We start from the raw sequence: 20,305 nt of genomic DNA on the forward strand, positions 1-20,305 counted from the left end.
GGCCGCCATGAGGCGCAGTCCCGACGTCCAGATGGCGAACCGCCGGACCGGCCCGAGAAACGGCACGCTTGAGATCACCCGCGCGCGGCTCTACTAGTCCGAAAACCTCACGCTCACGCCGCGCTGCCGAAAATAGGCCTGCATCAACTTGCGCCCCGAGCGGTTGTTCTGCGCCAACTTGGTCGGATCGAACACCGCCTGTTTTATCCCTTCTCGTGTCAGCGCCGCTTTAAGGGTCGCGATATGTGCGTCGATGTCGGCATTGTCCGCCCGGAGCGATGCATAGATACTTTCGGTCGCCTGGGCCACGGTCGGTTCGCTCACAGGTGTCGTCCTTTGGTTGGTTGAGCGGCGGCTTACCACAGATTCGCGGCTCCGCCGATACCGATGAGGCCGTCAATCGTCTCTACCGGCATAGCAGGTTCCTGGCGCGAACCGACACCCAGTTGGTGGCTGGAGATATCTGCCTTCTGACAACCGCAAAATTGGACTCTAGGTCCAAGTCGCGGCGCTAGCCGCCCGCTCCGCTCCCCCATGGGCCATGGAAAGCGCCCTGCCCGTCGATGCGCTCGAAGCCGTGCGCGCCGAAGAAATCGCGCTGCGCCTGGATCAGGTTCGAGGTGCCGCGGCCCTGCCGGTAGCTGTCGAAATAGGCAAGCGCCGATGACAGGGCCGGCACCGGCGAGCCGGCTTCGGCCGCCCTTGCCACGACACGGCGAAGCGACGGATGTGCCTCCTGCATCAACGAGACGAAAGCCGGCGCCATCAACAGGTTGGTGGCCGCGCCGCCGGCGCCGAAGGCCTCCGCCATCGTATCCAGCAATTGCGAGCGGATGATGCAGCCGGCCCGCCAGATCTTGGCGATTACCGGCATCGGCAGGTTCCAGTTGAATTCCTTCGACGCGCCGCTCATCACCGCGAAGCCTTGCGCGTAGGCGGCGATCTTGCCGGCAAACAGCGCCAGTTCGAGATCGCCGAGCAGGGCGTCCCTGTCGCCGGAAATCTTGCTCACGCCGCCGCCATAGACCTTTTCGGCGGCAAGCCGCTCGTCCTTGATCGACGACAGTACGCGTGCCGCCACCGCCGCCTCGATCGCGGTGGCCGGGATGCCGAGCTGCTGCGCCTCGATCACCGACCATTTGCCGGTGCCCTTCTGGCCGGCGCGGTCGAGGATGATGTCGACCACCGGCTTGCCGGTCTTGGGATCGTCGGCGGCAAGCACCTTGGCGGTGATCTCGATCAGGTACGAGTTGAGCCGGCCCGTGTTCCACTGGGAAAACACCTCAGCGATCTCCTTCGGCCCCATGCCGAGCCCGTCGCGCAATATGCCGTAGATCTCGGCGATCATCTGCATGTCGGCATACTCGATGCCGTTGTGGATGGTCTTGACGAAGTGCCCGGCGCCGTCGGTGCCGAGCCACGCCGCGCAAGGCTCGCCCTTGAACTTGGCCGAGATGGCGGTCAGCACCTTTTCGACGCGCTTCCAGGACTCTTCGGTGCCGCCGACCATGATCGAGGGACCGTGGCGTGCGCCCTCCTCGCCGCCTGACACGCCCATGCCGATGAAGGTCAGGCCTGAATCGGTAAGCTCGGAGAAGCGCCGCATCGTATCGCGGAAATTGGCATTGCCGGCATCGATGACGATGTCGTTGGCCGACAGCACGCCGCGCAATGCCGCGATCTGCTCGTCGACCGGTTTGCCGGCCAGCACCATGATGATGATCGGCCGCGGCGGCCGGATCGCGGCGGCCAGTTCCTCGAGGCTATAGCAGGGCACAACCCTATCCCTGAGCGCGCCGGCATTTTCGACAAAGGCATCGGTGCGCGCCGCGGTACGATTGAAGACGGCGATGCGGTGCCCCTTCTCGGCGATATTGAGCGCCAGGTTGGAACCCATCGTGCCAAGGCCGATCAGGCCTATTTCGGCTTTTTCCATCGTTTCTTCCCTGCTTTCGGATCTTGTTGGTTTGAGCCCGCGATTGGGTTGGACGCCCATTCTTGATGGCGATGATTGACGGGGGTTCGCGGCCGCGTCAACCGCCTCGCCGAATTGTCTTGCGTGGACCAGCGCTCTCGTCACGGCCTTATGTCGATCGGCGCCTCTATCTTCACCATCTCGAAATCCGAGACCAGGATATCGAGCCGCGCCGTCCACCGGCCGGCGACCGGAATGACGAGATCGTCGACGCGCCAGGTGCCGTCGCCGGGCTTCGTCGCCGGGCGCTTGATGGGCTCGATGCCGGAATCGGGCTTTGACAGCACCAGCGTCACCTGCTTGGCGTCGAGCGGGCCGAAATCGCCGGTCATGACGAAGATCGAAGCGGCAACAGGCCCGGCGTGGCCGGGCGCAATGCTGAGGTCGGCCATCGCTTGCAGCGTGTGGATATGCACCGATGCCGGCTGTGCGGCGGCGATAGCCAGCGCGCGCGGCGGTGGCGTGAAGCGCCAGCCGGAGGCAACGCCGAAGATCGCCACCACGATCAGCACCTCGATGGCGATCGAGCGGGCCAGCCGCCTCTGGACCTCGGTATTTCCTGCCTCGGCCGGGGCCGTGAGCTTAAAGCGGTTGACGGCGGCAAGCGTGAACAGAAAGACGAGCAGCACCAGCTTGATCAGCAGCAGCCGGCCATAAGCGGTGTGGACCAGCGCCGGCAGCGTCTGCACCTGGATAGCGGCGAGCACGATGCCGGCTGCCGCAAGCACGGCCACGACGAACAGGATCGCTCGCGAAAACCGGCGCAGCAACGGCCCGGCTTTGGCCGGCTGCCGTTTCAAGGCAAGACCGAGCGGCGCCAGCGCCCCGGCCCAGACGGCGATGGCTGCGCCGTGCAGGAACACCATCGGCCTGGTCAGCCATTGCGGCTCGGCAGCACCGGCATGCCCGCTGGCGGCAAGTGCTGCGCCAACGCCAACCAGCCCGGCCAAGGCGAGCGGCTTTGCGCCGGCGGGCGGCACGACCAGCGATAACAGGCCAAGGCCGAGCGCCATCAGCGCGATCAGCACCGTCCAGCCGAAGCTGGTGCCGAGCCCGGTCTGCCAAATGATCGGCTGCGCCAGCCGGGCCAGCGGTGCGCCAAGCGCATCCAGGCCCTGGAAACCAAGCGACAGCGGTGCGGCGGCCAGGCCGCACAGGATCGCAGCGACGATCATGTTCTGGCCTGATCGGCCGCCTTGCGCCAGCCAGGCCTGCGCAAAGGCACCGCCGACCCCGAAAAACAGGCCGACATACAGAAAAACCTTGCCGATCCAGATCGCCGTTCGAAGCCCCCGGTCAACGGCATCGGAGGCGGCCGGCGCGGCACTCGGTGTGCCGACCGAGAACAGCACCGAGCCGCCGACCGGATGCCCGTCGGCGGAGATTACCCGCCAGCTCAGCACATGCGTGCCGGATGTCAGCGCCTGCGGATTGTCGATCTCGACGGCCTGGCCGCTGAGCCGGAAAGAGCTCAGCGGGATCGACGTGCCGTCGGGCCGCACCAGCGTCAGCACCAGCGGCGAAACCGGCTCGCTGAAGGTCAGCGACATCTGCGACGGGCTCTGCGCCAGCACCGCACCGTCAGCCGGCTCGGCCTTGATCAGCGCTGCATGGGCGAAGGCGGGATCAGGCATGGCGATTACGGCGAGCAGCACGATGGCGGCCAGCAGGCCAGCCACAAGCCGGCCAGAACAGTTGCCGGCCATGCAAGCTTGCCGCAGGAAGGATGGCGCGCTCATATCACCGCCAAGAGCAGCGGCGCGCCCATCCGCCAAAGCGCGCCGCCGGAGCTCACTTCTTCGGCAGCAGCTTGAGGCCGGGCGCCGGAAATTCCAGCGCATCCTCAGCCTGCCCGGCCGCCGGAATCTCGATCCAGCGATCGGCAACGCCGTCACATTCCTGTACCACCGGAAAATGCAGCATCTGGCCTGCCGGCAGGTCGGATGCCAGTGTCGCGCGAAAGACGAATTCGTCGTAGAATTCGTCCGGCAGGCTGCCGGCGCTCCAGTCGATCTCCTTGACGCCGCTGGTCACTGCCTGGCCGTAGAGCTGGTAGGACTTCTCGTATTTGCCGTTCTTGACCTGCAGCGTCCAACCCGGCTTCGGCATCGGTTTGACCGAGAGCACCCCTTCCGGGATCTGCACGCGCACGGCGGTCGTCGCCTTGCCCTCGCAGCCATGCGGCACCCGAAGAACCGCCTTGTAGGTCGAGCCCACCGCCGCCTCCGGCGTTTCGAGCGTGATGTGGGCAAAGGCCGCGCCGGTCCCGAGGATAAGAAGCACGCAGCCGGGCAAAAGAGATTTCTTCATGATGGTACCTCTCGAAGCGGCCAAGTCAGTGGTCGTCCTGCGGCGCCGCGCTGCCGATGCCTTGCACGGCGAATTCAATCTGCACGGGCCCGGCTTTTTCGAAGGTCAGTGTTGCGGAAAACATTTCGCCCTCCTTGGGCTGCCGCTTCAAATCCATGAACATCAAATGATAGCCGTTAGGCGCCAATGCGACCTTGCCGCCAGCCGGGATTTCGAGGCCGCCTGTGACCGGCCGCATGGTCATGACGCCATTGCTGACGCCCATCTCGTGCAGTTCGGCCTTGGCCGAAATGTCGGAGGTGATCGACAGCAGGCGATCCGGCGCACTGCCGGTGTTGGTGATCGTGAAGTAGCCGCCGGCTACCTTGGCGCCGGCTGGCGTGGCGCGCGACCAGGGGTGCCCGATCTCGAGATCGCCAAGCTTGAACTCGTGTGCCAACACCGTCTGGGCGCTGGCGAACAGGAGGGCAAGAACGCAAAGGGCGATGCCGAGACGCTGCTCGAAACGACCCAGTGCGAAGCGCCTGCGGCTGGATGCGGCGGCGCGAAAAGAGTGAGACATGATTGCTCCGTGGACTTTAAGGGACCGCGCCGACGGCCGGTCGCGAACGATGTCGATAAACGCGCCGGCAAAGGGTTGCGCGGCGCGAACCAGAACGGATCAGGCCGTCGCCGGTGGTGCGCGCGGATTGGACGGAGTGCGGGCGCGGGCGAAATCGCGATGCCGGAAGGCCGGCAGGAAAAAGGCGATGGTTTCGACGGAGAGGCTGCGAGCCAGGCTCCCGGCGGCATCGGGCGGCGCGTAGACCGCCGAAACGAGGTTGCAGCCAAGCATGCAGCAAGCCGGCATGTGCTGATGATGCGGATCGCCGGCGGGGAGTTGCGCCGCACCGTCATGGGTGCAGATCGTGTTGCCGAAAGCATCGAATTGCGAGGCGTTCGGCTCGCCGCCTGAAGCAAACGCGCCGAACATCGACTGGAGCACGAAAAGCCACGCCGCGGCGAACGCGACCGGCATGCTCCATCGTCTCCGGCGTATGGTCAAGAACCAGCCTCTTCACGCAGCAACGTCAGTTCTCTAGCACGGAGCCGGCGGCCGGAAAATCGCCAAAACGTTGCTGCGGCAACGCAACACAATCACGCGCGTTGCGGCTGCCTGCCCTCGGGAATGGACGTCAGCAGCGTGTGGCGGGCCGATTTCAGGTGCTTGCGGCAGGCGGCGTCGACCTTGGCGAGATCGCGCGATTTGAGCGCGGCGATATAGGCGAGATGCTCCTGGACCGCGACTTCGTTGCGCTCGCGCTCCTGCGCCTTGTTCCACTGGTAGTGGTAGTGGAAGATCATGGCGATGACGTCGTAGAAATCGACAATGAAGCGGTTGTGCGACGCCCGGTGGATAAGCCGGTGAAAGCGCTCGTCGAGCTCGGAGAATTCGTTGAACCGCACGGCGATCTCGCGCGCCAGCAGGCGATGCTCGTCCTCCAGGCGGTCGAGGTCGGCCCACACCGGGCTGTCCTCGGGCAGAGCGGCAAAGGCTGCGGCCGAGCGCAGTTCGAACATTTCGCGGATCTCGGTCAACTCCAGCGCGAAGGCGCGGGTAAAGCCTTTCAGCACCCAGTGGCTGTTGCGGCGCTTCTCGATCAGGCCAAAGCGCGAGAAGCGGATCAGGAATTCGCGCACGCTGGTGGTGCCGACGCCGATCTCTCGCGCCAGCTCGAGCTCGTTGATCTGCATTCCGGCTTCGGCACCGCTGGCAAGCAGCCGCCGCATGAAGGAACGCTCGATGATCTCGGCCAGCGTGTCGGTTTCTTCCTCGGGGAAGAAATCATCCGGCCGCGGCTCGCGCAGAACCGTCTTGCTGCGCTTGTTCCAGTCTATCAGCCCGGTCTCTTCCATGCGCGCAAGGATAGTGCGGACCGTCGTGCGGCTGACGCCGAGCAGCGTACCCAGCTCCGGCTCCGAAGGCAGGCTCCTGGTTTCGTCGAGCAGCCTCAGACCGCGATTATAAGCGTCCTTGTAAACGTTGTTGCTCTTCGACATCCCCTGCCCCGTGGCGCATTGGCGATTGCGGCCGGATTGAAGCGTTTCGCGCGCATGAAATCGGAATCGCTTCGCAAAATACCATGCGCAACGCTAGTCTTGGTTGTAGAGCCTACTTCTCGCATCCAAAAGACGCGTCGCGCTCTGGCGAAAAAACAATTGACGCAAAAATGTTTTTTCACGATAAAAGACATTATATGTTAAGAGCCGCGTGTCAATCCGCTCGCGCACCCAGGAACACACCCAGGAAGCTCCCGTGAACGCCGCAAACAGCATTCTTCTGTCTCCCGCCGACAATGTCGCGGTCGCCAATGGCCGCATCGAGATCGGCACCGTGCTGCCGGGCGGCGCCGTCGCCGCCGCGCTGATCGAGCCGGGCCACAAAGTGGCGATCAAGCCGATTGCGGCTGGCGAAGCCGTGGTCAAATACGCCCAGGCGATCGGCCGCGCCACGCAGGACATCGCGCCCGGCGAGCATGTCCATTCGCACAATCTGGTCTTCGAAAGCGGGCGTTTGCCGGTGGTGCCGCCGAGCGAGGCAGTGCATGCGACCGAGGCCGACCGCGCCCGCACCTTCATGGGCTACCGCCGCGCCGACGGCCGCGCCGGCACGCGCAACTTCGTCGGCATTCTGGCCAGCGTCAATTGCTCGGCAACCGTCTGCCACGCCATCGCTGACGCGGCGAACCGCACGCTTCTGCCGCAATATCCCGGCATCGACGGCTTCGTCCCGATCGTCCACGGCCAGGGCTGCGGCATGAGCGCCACCGGCGACGGCATGATGGTGCTGCATCGCACGCTGGCCGGCTATGCCCGTCATCCGAATTTCGGCGGCGTGCTGATGGTCGGGCTCGGCTGCGAGGTCAACCAGCTCACCCTCTATGGCCAGAAGGGCGTTGCCGCGGGAAAACGTCATTTCAACATCCAGGAAGCCGGCGGCTCGCGCAAATCGGTCGAGAAGGCGCTGGTCGTGCTGGCCGAGATCGCCGAAGAGGTCGGCAAGCTTCAGCGCGAGCCGATCCCGGTCAGCGAGATCGTCGTCGGCCTGCAATGCGGCGGCTCCGACGGTATGTCCGGCATCACCGCCAATCCGGCGCTGGGTGCCGCCGTCGACATCCTGGCCGGCGTCGGCGGCATCGGCATCCTCTCCGAAACGACGGAGATCTACGGCGCCGAGCACCTGCTCGCCTATCGCGCCGCAACCCCTGAGATCGCCGCCAAGCTCGACGGTTATGTGAAATGGTGGGAAGACCACGTCGCCAAGCATGGCGCATCCATCGACAACAATCCCTCACCGGGCAACAAGCGCGGCGGCCTGACCACCATCCTGGAAAAGTCGCTCGGCGCGGTCGCCAAGGGCGGCCAGACGCCGCTCAACGGCGTCTTCGGCTATGCCGAGAAGGTCACCGGGCACGGGCTGGTGTTCATGGACACGCCCGGCTACGACCCGGTCTCGGCCACCGGCCAGGTGGCGGGCGGCGCCAACGTCATCGTCTTCACTACCGGCCGCGGCTCCTGCTTCGGCTGCCGGCCGACGCCGTCGATCAAGGTCGCCAGCAACTCGACCATGTATCACACGATGGAAGAGGACATGGACGTGAATTGCGGCGTCATCGCCTCGGGCGAAAAGACCATCGCCGGCATGGGCCGCGAGATCTTCGAACTGATCGTCGAGACGGCTTCGGGCCGCAAGACCAAGAGCGAAGAGTTCGGCTACGGTGACAACGAGTTCGTGCCTTGGCATCTCGGAGCGACGCTCTAAGCCGGACATGCACAATAGTCGCGAACACCGGACGTGATCGCCAGGCGTCACAGTTCCAACGCTCCCGAAAAAGAATGAACATTCCATATTGACTGGATGATGGAATTAATATTCCATGCGACATATTGGAGGAGATTGGCAGCGGAGTTCCGAGGGAGCAAGCTTTCCCGCCCAGCCATTCGAGCGGCCATCAAACATCGCTTGCGCCGACCGAGGTGATGCATTATCAAAATGCGGTAAATGTTTTTTATTGATAAAGTTCCGTTTGGGCCGCGCCATCCGAATGGAGCTTCCGTAACATTCACCGGGCGACTTAGGGAGGACTCCTAATGAAATTCGTGACCAGCATTCTCAATCGCCGCGCCGTCGTGGCACTTGCAGCCGCCTCGATGCTTGCCGGCGTGATGCATTCGGCGCCGGCATCCGCGGCCGACGTGACCATCCCGATCATCGTCAAGGACACCACGTCCTTCTACTGGCAGATCGTTCTGGCCGGCGCCCGCAAGGCCGGCAAGGATCTCGGCGTCAACGTGCCGGAGCTCGGCGCCCAGGCCGAGACCGACGTCAACGGCCAGATCTCGATCCTCGAAAATGCCGTCGCCGGTAACCCGGCCGCCGTCGTCATCGCGCCGACCGAAGCCAAGGCGCTCGGCAAGCCGATCGACGAGGCCGCCACCAAGGTCAAGATCATCGGTATCGACTCCGGCGCCGACTCCAAGGCCTTCACCTCGTTCCTGACCACCGACAACATCCAGGGCGGCCGCGTTGCCGCTGACGGCCTTGCCGCAGCCATCGGCGAAGCCAATGGCGGCAAGGTCGAGGGCGACGTCGCCCTGATCACCGCGCTTCCGGGCGCCGGCTCGCTCGAACAGCGCGCCCAGGGTTTTAAGGAACAGCTCGCTGCCAAATATCCGGGCCTCAAGCTGGTCGCCGACAAATACGCCGACGGCCAGGCCACCACCGGCCTCAACATCGCCACCGACCTGATCACCGCCAACCCCAACCTCAAGGGCATCTTCGCCTCCAACCTGATCATGGCGCAGGGCGTCGGTCAGGCGATCGCCGAGAACAGTCTTGCCGGCAAGGTCGGGCTGGTCGGTTTCGACAGCGACGAGAAGCTGATCAAGTTCCTCAACGACGGCGTCATTTCGGCTCTCGTCGTTCAGGATCCGTACCGGATGGGCTATGACGGCATCAAAACGGCGCTCGCCGCCTCGAAGGGCGAGAAGGTCGAGGCCAATGTCGATACCGGCGCCAATTTGGTCACCAAGGCCAACATGAAGGATCCGAAGATCGACGCGCTGCTCAACCCGAAGCTCGACTGAGCATAGCCGCAAGTGAACTGTTTCCGGGGCCTTTTCGCCCCGGAAACATCCCACTCGTGCCAATCGCGAGGCCAATCTTTGGGGGCCAATCTGGGAGGATTGTCATGATGTCGACGGCGCAGGAACTCCATCCGGCCCCAACGCTGGAACCGGGCAGGACCATCCTCGAACTCCGCGGGCTGGAAAAGCGCTATCCCGGCACCCATGCGCTGAAGCCGGTCGATCTCGCCTTCAAGGCCGGCGAGATCCACGCCATCGTCGGCGAGAACGGCGCCGGCAAATCCACCCTGATCAAGCTTCTGACCGGCGTCATGCCGCGCACCTCCGGCGACGTCATCTGGGAGGGCAAGCCTGCCGCATTGGCAACGCCGCATGAGGCGATGGCGCTCGGCATCAATGCCGTGCATCAGGAAGTCGTCCTGTGCCGCCATCTCACCGTCGCCGCCAACATGTTCCTCGGCGAGGAGGATTCCCGCTTCGGCATCCTCCAGCAGCGGGCGATGGTCAGGCAGGCGCAGAAGATCATCGACGATCTCGGCTTCGACCTGCCGGCGCATGTCATGCTGGGTGACCTGACCATCGGCCAGCAGCAGCTGATCGCCGCCGCCCGCGCCACGGTGCGCGGCACCAAATTCCTGATCTTCGACGAACCGACCGCCTACCTCACCCGCAAGGAGGCCGACCAGCTGTTCACGCTGATCCGTCGGCTGAAGGGCGAAGGCGTCACCATCATCTACATCAGCCATCGCATGGAAGAAGTGTTCGAGCTCGCCGACCGCGTCTCGGTGCTGCGCGACGGCACGCTGGTTGGCACCAGGAACATTGCCGAGACCAATGACGCCGAGCTGGTCAAGATGATGATCAACCGCTCGATCGAGCAGGTCTACCACAAGGAGCATTTCACGTTCGGCGCGACCATCGTCGAAGCCAGGAACCTGTCGGGCAAGGGCTTCGAAAATGTCTCGATGTCCGTCCGCGCCGGCGAGATCGTCGGTCTCTATGGCCTGATCGGCGCCGGGCGCAGCGAGTTCGTCACCACGCTCTATGGCCGCCACCGCAAATCGGCCGGGCAGATCCTCTGGGAGGGCAAGGAGGTCAAGGTCAATTCCGAACATGACGCGATCAGGCTCGGCATGGCGCTGGCCCCCGAAAGCCGCCGCGACCAGGGCCTCTGCCTCAACCTGCCGGTCGGGCTCAACCTCAATCTGCCGATCTACAAGCGCATCTCGAGCAATCTGCTGATCTCGCGCGCGCAGGAAAAGGCGCAAGCCGATCGCCAGATCGCTGACCTGCGCATCAAGACGCCGACACGCAGCGCCCTGGCCTCCAGCCTGTCCGGCGGCAACCAGCAGAAGATCGTCATCGGCAAATGGCTCGCCCACGGCGCCAAGCTGTTCATCTTCGACGAGCCTACCGTTGGCGTCGATGTCGGCACCAAGGCCGAGATCTACCGCCTGTTCGGCGCGCTGCTATCCAAAGGAGCCGGCATCATCCTGATCTCGTCCTACCTGCCCGAGGTCTATGAACTCGCCGACACGCTGCATGTGTTCCGGCGCGGCAAACTGGTGGCTACGCACGGGTTTCGGACCGCTGATCACGAGGAGATCCTCACCCAGGCGCTGGCCGAGAAACAAGAAAGACCGGGAGGGAAGATATGAGCACCGAGGCGATCGCTGCCGAAAGGCCGAAACGCAACTACAACGCCCTGTTCGGGCTGACACTGCTGGCGCTGCTGGTTCTTTTGTGGGTCATCCTGTCGGTGGCGACGCCGAGCTTCGCCTCGGCCAACAACATCTCGAACCTGTTACGGCAAGGGTCGATGATCGCCATCCTGGCGGTCGGCCAGACCTTCGTCATCATCACGGGCGGCATCGACCTTTCCGTCGGCGCCGTGGTCGGCTTCGCCACAGTCATCGTCGCGATGCTGATCAACGCCGGCACACCGGTGTTCCTGGCCATCCTGATTACCTTGCTGGTCGGCGTCGCCATCGGCATGTTCCACGGCTTCGGCATCGTCAAGATGGGCCTCCCACCCTTCATCATCACCCTGGCGACGCTGACCTCGCTGCGCGGCATCGGTCTGTTGATGACCAACGGCAACTCGATCTCGATCAACAACGATGCCTTCCAGACGTTCTCGCGCAGTTCCTTCGTCGGCGTCCCCAATCTGTTCTGGATGGTGATCCTGGTCGGCATCCCGGCCTACATCTTCCTGCACCACAGCCGCTGGGGCCGCTATCTGTTCTCGGTCGGCTCCAACGCCGAGGCGTCGCGCCTGTCAGGCGTCAACGTCCAGCGCACCATCTACATGGCCTACACGCTGTCGGGGCTGTGTGCGGCATTCGTCGGCGTGCTTCTCGCCTCGCGCATCGGCATCGGCAATCCGACACAGGCCGAGGGCTGGGAATTGCAGGCGATCGCCTCCTCGGTGATCGGCGGCACCTCGCTGTTCGGCGCTGTCGGCTCAGTGCACGGGCCGCTGCTCGGCGCCTTCATCCTTGCCACCATCAACAACGGCGCCAATCTGCTCAACGTCAACGCCTTCTGGCAGCGCATCATCACCGGTGTGCTGATCATCGTCATCGTCTATTTCGACGGGCTGCGCCGCCGCGGCAAATAGACCGCCTCCCCACAACCGCCGGCCTCGCGACAGCAGAGCCGGCGGTGCCATGAACCGACTGGATTGAAGCATGAAAGCCGTCGTCTGCCGCTCGCCCGGCGAACTTGTCCTCGAAGATCGCCCGGCGCCTGGCGCGCCGCCCGCCGGCTGGGCGCTGGTCGCCGTCAGCCATGTCGGCATCTGCGGCACCGACTATCACATCTTCGAAGGCAAGCACCCGTTCCTCGCCTATCCCCGCACTATGGGCCACGAAGTTTCCGGCACCGTGATCGAGGTTGGTGAGGGCGTCGATCTGGCAATCGGCGAACCGGTGGTCGTCAATCCCTATCTCGCCTGCGGCAAATGCATCGCCTGCCGGCACGGCAAGCCGAATTGCTGCGTCAAGATCGAGGTGCTCGGCGTCCACCGCGACGGCGCCATGTGCGAGCAAATCCTGGTGCCGGCGCAAAATCTTTATCCGGCAAACGGCCTGTCGCTGGCCGATGCTGCTGCCGTGGAATTCCTGGCGATCGGCGCCCATGCCGTGCGGCGCTCGCTGGCTGATCCAGGTGCGCGCACGCTGGTCATTGGCGCTGGCCCGATCGGGCTCGGCACGGCGCTGTTCGCCCGCATCGCCGGGCTCGACGTGACGCTGCTCGACATGAGTGCGGGGAGGCTGAGTTTCGCCGAAAGCGAACTCGGCTTCGCGACCCTCGACGGCTCGCAGGGCGCTGCTGCGGACCTGGTGCGGCAAGCAACCGACGGCGACGGTTTTGACATGGTTTTCGATGCCACCGGCAACACCCAGTCGGTGCAGTCGGCCTTCGCCCATGTCGCGCATGGCGGGGCGCTGGTGCTGGTCAGCGTCGTCAAGGACGACATCGCCTTTTCCGATCCCGAATTCCACAAGCGCGAGATGATGCTGATCGGCAGCCGCAACGCGCTGCGTGCCGATTTCGACCATGTCGCCGCCTCGATCCGCAACGGCGCGGTGCCGTTGGCTAAGCTCGTCACGCACCGCACGACGCTTGGCGAAACGCCGCATGACCTCGCCCGCTGGGCGCATGAGAAGTCCGGCCTGATCAAGGCTGTCATTCAGGTCGGATGATGCCGGGGCTGGCGCATCTCAGAGCGCCGACAGTTTGAGCTCGATCCGCTCGGCCGGGAAGCGCGACTCCGAAAACTGGATCGGCTGACCGTCGGGCGTGACGTTGACGGCGACCGTCACCAGCACGATGGCGCCGGGCTGCAGGTCGAGGTCCGCAAGGTCGGCGGCATCGGCATGGCGCGCCGACAGCACCGTCGATTGCCGGAGATAGTCGCTGACGCCGAAGCGTGCCAGCGATGCGGTGATCGAACCCGTTTCCGCCATGGCAGCATCGATCCCGGCAAAGCGCCTGGCATCGAACCAGCCGGCAGCGCGGGACACCGGCATTCCATCGGCTTCGCCGCGCGTTTCCAGGCGTATCACGTCGACCCCCTTTGCAAGGCCTAAGCTCTCTGCGACACGACGGTTGGCAGGCTCGACCGATGACGCAAGCAAGGTGATATGCCGCTCGGACGCCTGTCCTTGCAATCCCTCCGAAAAGCGGGTGCGGGCGCCGATCGGATATGACAGCCGCCTGCGCGACAGCACGAAGGTGCCCCGCCCCTGCTCTGCCCTGAGCACACCCTCCTGCACCAGCGCTGCAATGGCGCTGCGGACGGTGTGGCGGTTGACGCCATAGCGCTCGGCAAGTGCCACCTCCGGCGGCAACGCCGCATTTTCGGGAAAATCGCCGACGGCAATCGAATGCAGGATCCGATCGGCGATCTGCCGCCACAGCGCGACACCGCTGCGCCGCTCGATGCTGTTGGCTTGTCCGATCATTTTCTGCCCCAACCTTTGCGCCCCCTCTTCTCGCCCTTGTCATGCACCCGTCATAGACACGCATTAGATAATAGATATAATTTGTATAATTGTCTATATCAATAGACAAATTTCAATGCAAGGGAGTGTTAACCATGCGAGGACAGGAAGCGCGCGATCAGGCTGGGCGCAAGGCCGTTATGGCAACGCTGGCGCAATCGACCAGCGACGATATCGTCCGTCTGTGGAACGAAGCCGGCCTGCCTTCTGAGGCGGAACTCCTGCGCGGCCCCGAAACCGGCCTGGTCACCGTGCGTGGCCGCATCGGTGGCGGCGGCGCGCCGTTCAACGTTGGCGAGGCGACGGTCACCCGCGCCACCGTCCGGCTCGCCTCCGGACAGGTCGGCCACTGCTATGCGCTCGGCCGCGACAAGCAGAAGGCAAGGCTGGCGGCAATCGCCGACGCGCTCTGGCAGGACCCGGCTCACCGCAACGAGGTCGAGGCCAGGCTCGTCGCGCCCTTGCGGACGGCACTGGCCAAGGCCCGTGACCAGCGCCGCGCCGAGACGGCGGCGACCAAGGTCGATTTCTTCACCATGGTACGCGGAGAAGACTGATGGACATCGTAACCCAAGCGATCGAAGGCGGCTTTGCCGATCCGGTGTTCGACGCCCAGACGGTCTTCCGGGCAGTGATGGACGCGATGGCGCGGCCGGGCACACTGCAGCCCCTGCCGGTCTTTACCCATCCACCGACGCCGCTGTCAGCCACCGCGGGCGCCATTGCGCTGGCGCTGTGCGATAACGACACGCCGCTCTGGCTCGACCCCGCCTTGCAGGCTTCGGCGACGGTGAAATCCTGGCTTGGCTTCCATACCGGCGCGCCGCTCGCCAACACCCCGGCCGACGCGCATTTCGCGCTGATCGCCACGCCGGCCGAGATGATGGCGCTCGACGGGTTTTCGCAAGGCACCCAGGATTATCCCGATCGCTCCACGACGCTGATCCTCGAGGTCAGCGATCTTGTCTCCGGCGCTCCGCTGCTGCTCGAAGGCCCGGGCATCGAGAAGACGGCGACGATCGCGCCGGCGCAAATGCCGCGTCATTTCGTCGAGCAATGGAAGCAGAACAACCAGCGCTTTCCGCGTGGCGTCGATATCATCCTCGCCACGTCCGACGCGATTGCCTGCCTGCCGCGCACGACGCGCATCAAGACGATGGAGGCGTAGGATGTATGTCGCGGTAAAGGGTGGCGAAGCGGCCATTCGCAACGCCCACAAACTGCTCGCCGACCGCCGGCGCGGCGATCGTTCGGTGCCCGCACTTCGCCTCGACCAGATCGTCGAGCAACTGGCGCTCGGCGTCGACCGGGTAATGAGTGAAGGTTCGCTCTACGACAGGGAATTGGCGGCACTCGCCATCGTCCAGGCGCGCGGCGACATGATCGAGGCGATCTTCCTCATTCGCGCCTATCGCACCACGCTGCCGCGCTTCGGCTACACCAAGGCGGTCGACACAGGCACGATGCTGGTCGAGCGGCGGGTGTCGGCGACCTACAAGGACCTGCCCGGCGGCCAGTTGCTCGGCCCGACTTTCGACTACACCCACCGGCTGCTCGATCCCGAGCTTGCCGCAGGCGGCGAAGTCGCCGAGCCGGAGCAGCGTGCCGGCGAGGCGGAAGCCATGCCGCGCGTGTCGGCGATCCTCGCCCGCGAGGGCCTGATCGAATCCGACGGCGACATGCCTGAAGATCATGTCCCCGGCGACATCACCCGCGAGCCGCTCGAATTCCCGATGGCGCGCGACATCCGCCTGCAGGCGTTGTCGCGCGGCGATGAGGGGTTTTTATTGGCGCTCGGCTATTCCACCCAGCGCGGCTATGCGCGCAACCATCCCTTCGTCGGCGAGGTCCGTATCGGTAAGGTCGAACTGGAACTGGACGTGCCGGAACTGCCCTTTGCCGTGCCGCTCGGCAGCATCCGCGTCACCGAATGCCAGATCGTCAATCAGTTCAAGGGCTCGGCCAAGGCGCCGCCGCAATTCACCCGCGGCTACGGCCTCGTCTTCGGCCAGAGCGAGCGCAAGGCGATGGCCATGGCGCTATGCGACCGCGCGCTGCGTGCCTCGGAGTTGGGTGAGGATGTCGTCGCCGCCGCCCAGGACGAGGAGTTCGTCATCTCGCATTCCGACAATGTCCAGGCGACCGGCTTCGTCGAGCATCTGAAGCTGCCGCACTATGTCGATTTCCAGGCCGAGCTCGACCTCGTGCGCCGCATGCGCGCCGAGCACGACGCCCGCGAAAACGCCGGCAAGGCCGAAGAGAAGAGAGAGGCCGCGGAATGACCGCACAACCAACCGACATCGCCACCTACAACTTCGCCTATCTCGACGAGCAGACCAAGCGGATGATCCGCCGGGCGATCCTCAAGGGTATCGCCATCCCTGGCTACCAGGTGCCGTTTGCCTCGCGCGAAATGCCGATGCCCTATGGCTGGGGCACCGGCGGTGTGCAGGTCACCGCTTCGATCATTGGCCCGGATGATGTGCTCAAGGTCATCGACCAGGGCGCCGACGACACCACCAATGCCGTCTCGATCCGCGCCTTCTTCAAGAAGGTCGCCAATGTCGCCGTCACCACCGAGACGGCCAAGGCGACCATCATCCAGACTCGCCACCGCATCCCCGAGCATCCGCTGAGCGCGGGTCAGGTGCTGGTCTATCAGGTGCCGATCCCCGAACCGCTGCGCTTCCTCGAGCCACGCGAGACCGAGACGCGCAAAATGCATGCGCTGGAGGAATACGGCCTGATGCATGTAAAACTCTACGAGGACATCGCCAAACATGGCCGCATCGCCACCACCTATGCCTATCCGGTCAAGGTCGAGGGCCGCTATGTGATGGACCCGTCGCCGACGCCGAAATTCGACAACCCGAAAATGCACCGTTCGCCGGCTTTGCAATTGTTCGGCGCCGGCCGCGAAAAGCGCATCTATGCACTGCCGCCCTTCACCGATGTGGTCAGCCTCGACTTCGAGGACCATCCGTTCGAGGTGCAGACCTTCGACCAGCCCTGCGCACTGTGCGCGGCCGAGAACGTCTATCTCGACGAAGTTATCCTCGACGACCATGGCGGCCACATGTTCGTCTGCTCCGACACCGATCATTGCGAGAAGCGGCGGGCCGAAGGCCATCGCGGCCATCTTGCGCCCGAAATCCCTCTTGCCCTGGAAAAAACGGAGCCGGCGCAATGACGGACGAACCGCTGCTGCGCGTCTCTGCGCTGTCCAAATTCTACGGCTCGCGCGTCGGCTGCGAGAACGTCACCTTCGATCTGTGGCCGGGCGAAGTGCTGGCTGTCGTCGGCGAATCCGGTTCCGGCAAGACGACTTTGCTCAACTGCCTGTCGACAAGGCTACTGCCCAGCTCCGGCACCGCCAGCTACCGCATGCGCGATGGCCAATTCCGCGAGCTCTACCGCATGAGCGAGGCCGAGCGCCGCTTTTTGATGCGCACCGACTGGGGCTTTGTCCACCAGAACCCCGCCGATGGTCTGCGCATGACGGTGTCGGCCGGCGCCAATGTCGGCGAGCGGCTGATGGCGGTCGGCGACCGCCACTACGGAAAAATCCGAGCCACGGCGGTCGACTGGCTGTCGCGCGTCGAGATCGACGAAGACCGCATCGACGACGAGCCGCGCGCCTTTTCCGGCGGCATGCGCCAGCGCCTGCAGATCGCCCGCAACCTCGTTACCGGCCCACGGCTGGTGTTCATGGACGAGCCGACCGGTGGTCTCGACGTGTCGGTGCAGGCACGTCTGCTCGATCTGCTGCGCGGGCTGGTCACCGATCTCGGCCTGGCGGCGATCGTCGTCACCCACGATCTCGCGGTGGCGCGGCTGTTGTCGCAGCGCATGATGGTGATGAAGGACGGCCGCGTCGTCGAAAGCGACCTCACCGACCGCGTCCTCGACGATCCGCGCGCGCCCTACACCCAGCTTCTCGTTTCTTCCATTCTGCAGGTGTGACTATGGCAACCCCCCTCGTCGTCTCCGATGTCGCCAAGAGCTTCACCATGCATCTGCGCGACGGCATCAAATTGCCGGTGGTTGCCGGCGTCTCGTTCGCGATCAGGGCCGGCGAATGCGCCGTGCTCGGCGGCCCGTCCGGGGCCGGCAAGAGCTCGATCCTGAAAATGCTCTACGGCAATTATGCCGCCGACGAAGGCCAGATCATCGTCCAGCACGAGGGCGGGCTGATCGATCTCGCCGCGGCCAGCCCGCGCACCGTGCTTGCCGTCCGCCGGCTTACCATCGGCTATGTCAGCCAGTTCCTGCGCACCGTGCCGCGTGTCTCGGCGCTCGATGTCGTCGCCGAGCCGCTGGTCGAGCGCGGCGAGGAGCGTGAGGTCGCGCGCGGCAAGGCACGTGCCTTGCTGGCGCAGCTGAACCTGCCGGAAAAACTCTGGGCGCTGCCGCCGGCGACGTTCTCCGGCGGCGAACAGCAGCGCGTCAACATCGCGCGCGGCTTCATCACCGAGCATCCGATCCTGCTGCTAGACGAGCCGACCGCCTCGCTCGACGCAAGGAACCGCGACGTCGTGATTTCCCTGATCGCCGCCAAGAAGGCGGCGGGCGTCGCTTTGCTCGGCATCTTCCATGATCACGACGTGCGTGAGGCGGTCGCCGACCGCGTCATCGACGTGACCGCCTTCGCCGCCGGAAAAATCGCCGCATGACCAGGAAACTGTCGGAGGCACCGCTGATCCACGAGACGGCGCAAGTCGAGAACTCGACGCTTGGCCGCTGGACGGAGATCGCCGAGCGCTGCCGGGTTTCCGAAAGCACGCTCGGCGACTATTCCTACATGATGCAGGACTGCGGCGTCTGGTGCGTGACGATCGGCAAATTCGCCAACATCGCCGCCAGCGTGCGCATCAATGCCACCAACCACCCGACCTGGCGGCCGACGCTGCACCATTTCACCTATCGCGCTTCGGACTATTGGGACGACGCCGAGCACGAAAGCGAATTCTTCGCCCAGCGCCGCGCCAAGCGCGTCACCATCGGCCACGACACCTGGCTCGGCCACGGCTCGACTATCCTGCCCGGCGTCACCGTCGGCGACGGCGCGGCGGTCGGCGCCGGCGCGGTGGTGTCGAAGGACGTCGCGCCCTACACCATCGTCGCCGGCGTACCGGCCAAGCCGATCCGCGAACGCTTCGACCGCCGCACCGCGGAGCGCTACCAGGCGCTCGCCTGGTGGGACTGGGACCACGCTCGGCTGCGCGCCGCGCTCGAAGACTTTCGGGAACTGTCGGCGGAGGCTTTCCTGGAGAAGTATGGCGGCTAAGGGTCGTGAAATGGTGAAGGGGGCAGCGGACAGGTTTCGAGGCTCAGGAAAGCCTTTCTTGTCACCATTCACCATTCGAGCCTCTCGTGCTGGATTGGCCGCGCCGCTCCAGGCTGTGGGCAGTAACAAAACTGACATCGTTCCGACACCGCAGGTTCATGCGGCTGCGCTAGCGAGGGTCAACAGACCTTCAATTGCGATTGGACTGGAGCCTGCACCATGTCAGCTACGCTCGAAATCCGCGGCGTCACCCGCCGGTTCGGCAAGAACACCGCCGTCAGCAATGTCGACATCGCGATCCCGCACGGTCAGATGGTCGGCATCATCGGCCGTTCCGGCGCCGGCAAATCGACGCTTCTGCGCATGATCAACCGCCTCATCGATCCCAGCCAGGGATCCATCCTGTTCGACGGCGTCGAAGTCTCCGGGTTGCGCGGCTCGCCGCTCCGGCGATGGCAGCGCGACTGCGCCATGATCTTCCAGCAGTTCAATCTGGTGCCGCGCCTGGACGTGCTGACCAATGTGCTGCTCGGCCGGCTCAACCACCGCTCGACGCTGTCCAACCTGTTCGGCATGTTCTCGCGCAGTGAATGCGCCGAGGCTGTTGCCGCCCTTGAGCGTCTCGACATCGCCCGCACCGTACTGCAGCCCGCCGGCACGCTTTCCGGCGGCCAGCAGCAGCGCGTTGCTATTGCGCGTGCCATGATGCAGCAGCCGAAGGTGCTGTTGGCGGACGAGCCGATCGCCTCGCTCGATCCGCTCAACGCCAAGGTGGTGATGGATTCGCTGCAGGACATCAATTTGCGCGAAGGCATCACCGTCATCACAAATCTGCATACGCTTGATACGGCCCGCAACTATTGCAACCGTATCATCGGCATGGCCGCCGGCAAGGTTGTCTTCGACGGCCCGCCCGAAGACCTCAACCGGGAGGCCGTGCGCATGGTCTACGGCGCCGACAGCAATGGCGGCGAAATCTCCGAGGCCATCACCTCGACCAGCGTCGCCATCAAACAGAAAATCGCTGCATCCGCCGGACCGCTCGAGCCCGTATTCCCTGGCTACTGAGAACGGCCTGATCGCCCGCCCGCGTCAAAG

21 protein-coding genes are annotated in these 20,305 nt (G+C 64.6%); 13 read left to right on the forward strand and 8 right to left on the reverse strand.

The genetic code is table 11. The features are described from left to right. Positions 1 to 93: 93 nt before the first annotated feature. From NKH78_RS03550 to NKH78_RS03580, 7 genes are all read right to left on the reverse strand, one after another. On the reverse strand, positions 94 to 324 hold the full coding sequence (locus NKH78_RS03550; protein WP_095488311.1) for a hypothetical protein: 231 nt from the start codon (positions 322 to 324) through the stop codon (positions 94 to 96). Positions 325 to 511: 187 nt separating this feature from the next. Then, the gene (gene gnd / locus NKH78_RS03555) at positions 512 to 1,936 is read right to left on the reverse strand and encodes an NADP-dependent phosphogluconate dehydrogenase (RefSeq protein ID WP_352539438.1); all 1,425 of its coding nucleotides are present in this window, start codon (positions 1,934 to 1,936) and stop codon (positions 512 to 514) included. Positions 1,937 to 2,076: 140 nt separating this feature from the next. Next, positions 2,077 to 3,714, reverse strand: a complete 1,638-nt coding sequence (locus NKH78_RS03560) for a copper resistance CopC/CopD family protein (protein ID WP_352881935.1) — start codon at positions 3,712 to 3,714, stop codon at positions 2,077 to 2,079. Positions 3,715 to 3,766: 52 nt separating this feature from the next. Continuing rightward, positions 3,767 to 4,285 carry a YcnI family copper-binding membrane protein gene (locus tag NKH78_RS03565; RefSeq protein ID WP_352691117.1) on the reverse strand — a complete coding sequence of 173 codons (519 nt, stop codon included), beginning with the start codon at positions 4,283 to 4,285 and terminating at the stop codon, positions 3,767 to 3,769. 25 nt (positions 4,286 to 4,310) lie between these two features. Beyond that, entirely contained in the window at positions 4,311 to 4,847 is a 537-nt protein-coding gene (locus NKH78_RS03570; protein ID WP_352691119.1) for a copper chaperone PCu(A)C, read from the reverse strand. A gap of 99 nt (positions 4,848 to 4,946) precedes the next feature. Continuing rightward, positions 4,947 to 5,303 carry a DUF2946 family protein gene (locus tag NKH78_RS03575; RefSeq protein WP_352691120.1) on the reverse strand — a complete coding sequence of 119 codons (357 nt, stop codon included), beginning with the start codon at positions 5,301 to 5,303 and terminating at the stop codon, positions 4,947 to 4,949. A 119-nt stretch (positions 5,304 to 5,422) separates the two neighbouring features. Beyond that, the gene (locus tag NKH78_RS03580; RefSeq protein WP_352476364.1) at positions 5,423 to 6,325 is read right to left on the reverse strand and encodes a GntR family transcriptional regulator; all 903 of its coding nucleotides are present in this window, start codon (positions 6,323 to 6,325) and stop codon (positions 5,423 to 5,425) included. A gap of 256 nt (positions 6,326 to 6,581) precedes the next feature. Here NKH78_RS03580 and NKH78_RS03585 point away from each other — a divergent pair, with 256 nt between their 5' ends. The 5 genes from NKH78_RS03585 (at position 6,582) to NKH78_RS03605 (ending at position 13,119) form a co-directional block, all read left to right on the forward strand. Beyond that, positions 6,582 to 8,087: a UxaA family hydrolase gene (locus tag NKH78_RS03585; protein ID WP_352737531.1), complete on the forward strand. Its 1,506-nt coding sequence runs from the start codon at positions 6,582 to 6,584 to the stop codon at positions 8,085 to 8,087. A 329-nt stretch (positions 8,088 to 8,416) separates the two neighbouring features. Then, positions 8,417 to 9,412 (forward strand): ABC transporter substrate-binding protein, encoded by a 996-nt coding sequence (locus tag NKH78_RS03590; protein ID WP_352737532.1) that lies wholly within the window; start codon positions 8,417 to 8,419, stop codon positions 9,410 to 9,412. A 104-nt stretch (positions 9,413 to 9,516) separates the two neighbouring features. Next, on the forward strand, positions 9,517 to 11,070 hold the full coding sequence (locus NKH78_RS03595; RefSeq protein WP_352737533.1) for a sugar ABC transporter ATP-binding protein: 1,554 nt from the start codon (positions 9,517 to 9,519) through the stop codon (positions 11,068 to 11,070). Then, complete coding sequence (locus tag NKH78_RS03600; RefSeq protein WP_352649512.1) at positions 11,067 to 12,032, forward strand: ABC transporter permease; 966 nt, start codon at positions 11,067 to 11,069, stop codon at positions 12,030 to 12,032. Before NKH78_RS03595 ends, NKH78_RS03600 begins: the two co-directional genes overlap by 4 nt. 70 nt (positions 12,033 to 12,102) lie before the next feature. Beyond that, positions 12,103 to 13,119 (forward strand): zinc-binding alcohol dehydrogenase family protein, encoded by a 1,017-nt coding sequence (locus tag NKH78_RS03605; RefSeq protein ID WP_352737534.1) that lies wholly within the window; start codon positions 12,103 to 12,105, stop codon positions 13,117 to 13,119. A gap of 18 nt (positions 13,120 to 13,137) precedes the next feature. On the opposite strand, the gene phnF is transcribed toward NKH78_RS03605, so the two are convergent. Beyond that, positions 13,138 to 13,881 (reverse strand): phosphonate metabolism transcriptional regulator PhnF, encoded by a 744-nt coding sequence (gene phnF / locus NKH78_RS03610; RefSeq protein WP_352737535.1) that lies wholly within the window; start codon positions 13,879 to 13,881, stop codon positions 13,138 to 13,140. A gap of 134 nt (positions 13,882 to 14,015) precedes the next feature. Between phnF and phnG the strand changes: the two genes are divergently transcribed. The 8 genes from phnG (at position 14,016) to phnC (ending at position 20,275) form a co-directional block, all read left to right on the forward strand. Then, positions 14,016 to 14,477 carry a phosphonate C-P lyase system protein PhnG gene (phnG, locus tag NKH78_RS03615; protein WP_352737536.1) on the forward strand — a complete coding sequence of 154 codons (462 nt, stop codon included), beginning with the start codon at positions 14,016 to 14,018 and terminating at the stop codon, positions 14,475 to 14,477. Beyond that, on the forward strand, positions 14,477 to 15,088 hold the full coding sequence (gene phnH, locus NKH78_RS03620) for a phosphonate C-P lyase system protein PhnH (protein ID WP_352737537.1): 612 nt from the start codon (positions 14,477 to 14,479) through the stop codon (positions 15,086 to 15,088). Before phnG ends, phnH begins: the two co-directional genes overlap by 1 nt. Position 15,089: 1 nt before the next feature. Next, positions 15,090 to 16,202 (forward strand): carbon-phosphorus lyase complex subunit, encoded by a 1,113-nt coding sequence (locus NKH78_RS03625; RefSeq protein WP_352737538.1) that lies wholly within the window; start codon positions 15,090 to 15,092, stop codon positions 16,200 to 16,202. Next, positions 16,199 to 17,110 (forward strand): alpha-D-ribose 1-methylphosphonate 5-phosphate C-P-lyase PhnJ, encoded by a 912-nt coding sequence (locus NKH78_RS03630; protein ID WP_352737539.1) that lies wholly within the window; start codon positions 16,199 to 16,201, stop codon positions 17,108 to 17,110. Before NKH78_RS03625 ends, NKH78_RS03630 begins: the two co-directional genes overlap by 4 nt. Continuing rightward, a complete protein-coding gene (gene phnK / locus NKH78_RS03635; RefSeq protein ID WP_352737540.1) occupies positions 17,107 to 17,883 on the forward strand; it encodes a phosphonate C-P lyase system protein PhnK in 777 nt (258 codons plus the stop codon). The genes NKH78_RS03630 and phnK overlap by 4 nt, the downstream gene beginning before the upstream one ends. Positions 17,884 to 17,885: 2 nt before the next feature. After that, positions 17,886 to 18,593 (forward strand): phosphonate C-P lyase system protein PhnL, encoded by a 708-nt coding sequence (phnL, locus tag NKH78_RS03640; protein ID WP_352737541.1) that lies wholly within the window; start codon positions 17,886 to 17,888, stop codon positions 18,591 to 18,593. Continuing rightward, positions 18,590 to 19,207 carry a DapH/DapD/GlmU-related protein gene (locus NKH78_RS03645; RefSeq protein WP_352737542.1) on the forward strand — a complete coding sequence of 206 codons (618 nt, stop codon included), beginning with the start codon at positions 18,590 to 18,592 and terminating at the stop codon, positions 19,205 to 19,207. The genes phnL and NKH78_RS03645 overlap by 4 nt, the downstream gene beginning before the upstream one ends. Before the next feature lie 219 nt (positions 19,208 to 19,426). Next, on the forward strand, positions 19,427 to 20,275 hold the full coding sequence (gene phnC, locus NKH78_RS03650) for a phosphonate ABC transporter ATP-binding protein (RefSeq protein ID WP_352737543.1): 849 nt from the start codon (positions 19,427 to 19,429) through the stop codon (positions 20,273 to 20,275). Positions 20,276 to 20,305 lie beyond the last annotated feature (30 nt).

The sequence above is a fragment of the Mesorhizobium sp. M0910 genome (genome assembly GCF_040319465.1).
GTDB lineage: Bacteria > Pseudomonadota > Alphaproteobacteria > Rhizobiales > Rhizobiaceae > Mesorhizobium.

What these genes read in the sequence shown, in the direction of transcription:
- NKH78_RS03560 (WP_352881935.1), bottom strand. Translation starts at nt 3,714, where the DNA reads ATGAGCGCGCCATCCTTCCTGCGGCAAGCTTGCATGGCCGGCAACTGT.
- phnG (WP_352737536.1), top strand. Translation starts at nt 14,016, where the DNA reads ATGCGAGGACAGGAAGCGCGCGATCAGGCTGGGCGCAAGGCCGTTATG.
- gnd (WP_352539438.1), bottom strand. Translation starts at nt 1,936, where the DNA reads ATGGAAAAAGCCGAAATAGGCCTGATCGGCCTTGGCACGATGGGTTCC.
- phnC (WP_352737543.1), top strand. Translation starts at nt 19,427, where the DNA reads ATGTCAGCTACGCTCGAAATCCGCGGCGTCACCCGCCGGTTCGGCAAG.
- phnH (WP_352737537.1), top strand. Translation starts at nt 14,477, where the DNA reads ATGGACATCGTAACCCAAGCGATCGAAGGCGGCTTTGCCGATCCGGTG.
- NKH78_RS03600 (WP_352649512.1), top strand. Translation starts at nt 11,067, where the DNA reads ATGAGCACCGAGGCGATCGCTGCCGAAAGGCCGAAACGCAACTACAAC.
- NKH78_RS03625 (WP_352737538.1), top strand. Translation starts at nt 15,090, where the DNA reads ATGTATGTCGCGGTAAAGGGTGGCGAAGCGGCCATTCGCAACGCCCAC.
- NKH78_RS03590 (WP_352737532.1), top strand. Translation starts at nt 8,417, where the DNA reads ATGAAATTCGTGACCAGCATTCTCAATCGCCGCGCCGTCGTGGCACTT.
- NKH78_RS03580 (WP_352476364.1), bottom strand. Translation starts at nt 6,325, where the DNA reads ATGTCGAAGAGCAACAACGTTTACAAGGACGCTTATAATCGCGGTCTG.
- NKH78_RS03575 (WP_352691120.1), bottom strand. Translation starts at nt 5,303, where the DNA reads ATGCCGGTCGCGTTCGCCGCGGCGTGGCTTTTCGTGCTCCAGTCGATG.
- NKH78_RS03630 (WP_352737539.1), top strand. Translation starts at nt 16,199, where the DNA reads ATGACCGCACAACCAACCGACATCGCCACCTACAACTTCGCCTATCTC.
- phnL (WP_352737541.1), top strand. Translation starts at nt 17,886, where the DNA reads ATGGCAACCCCCCTCGTCGTCTCCGATGTCGCCAAGAGCTTCACCATG.
- phnK (WP_352737540.1), top strand. Translation starts at nt 17,107, where the DNA reads ATGACGGACGAACCGCTGCTGCGCGTCTCTGCGCTGTCCAAATTCTAC.
- NKH78_RS03605 (WP_352737534.1), top strand. Translation starts at nt 12,103, where the DNA reads ATGAAAGCCGTCGTCTGCCGCTCGCCCGGCGAACTTGTCCTCGAAGAT.
- phnF (WP_352737535.1), bottom strand. Translation starts at nt 13,881, where the DNA reads ATGATCGGACAAGCCAACAGCATCGAGCGGCGCAGCGGTGTCGCGCTG.
- NKH78_RS03570 (WP_352691119.1), bottom strand. Translation starts at nt 4,847, where the DNA reads ATGTCTCACTCTTTTCGCGCCGCCGCATCCAGCCGCAGGCGCTTCGCA.
- NKH78_RS03565 (WP_352691117.1), bottom strand. Translation starts at nt 4,285, where the DNA reads ATGAAGAAATCTCTTTTGCCCGGCTGCGTGCTTCTTATCCTCGGGACC.
- NKH78_RS03645 (WP_352737542.1), top strand. Translation starts at nt 18,590, where the DNA reads ATGACCAGGAAACTGTCGGAGGCACCGCTGATCCACGAGACGGCGCAA.
- NKH78_RS03595 (WP_352737533.1), top strand. Translation starts at nt 9,517, where the DNA reads ATGATGTCGACGGCGCAGGAACTCCATCCGGCCCCAACGCTGGAACCG.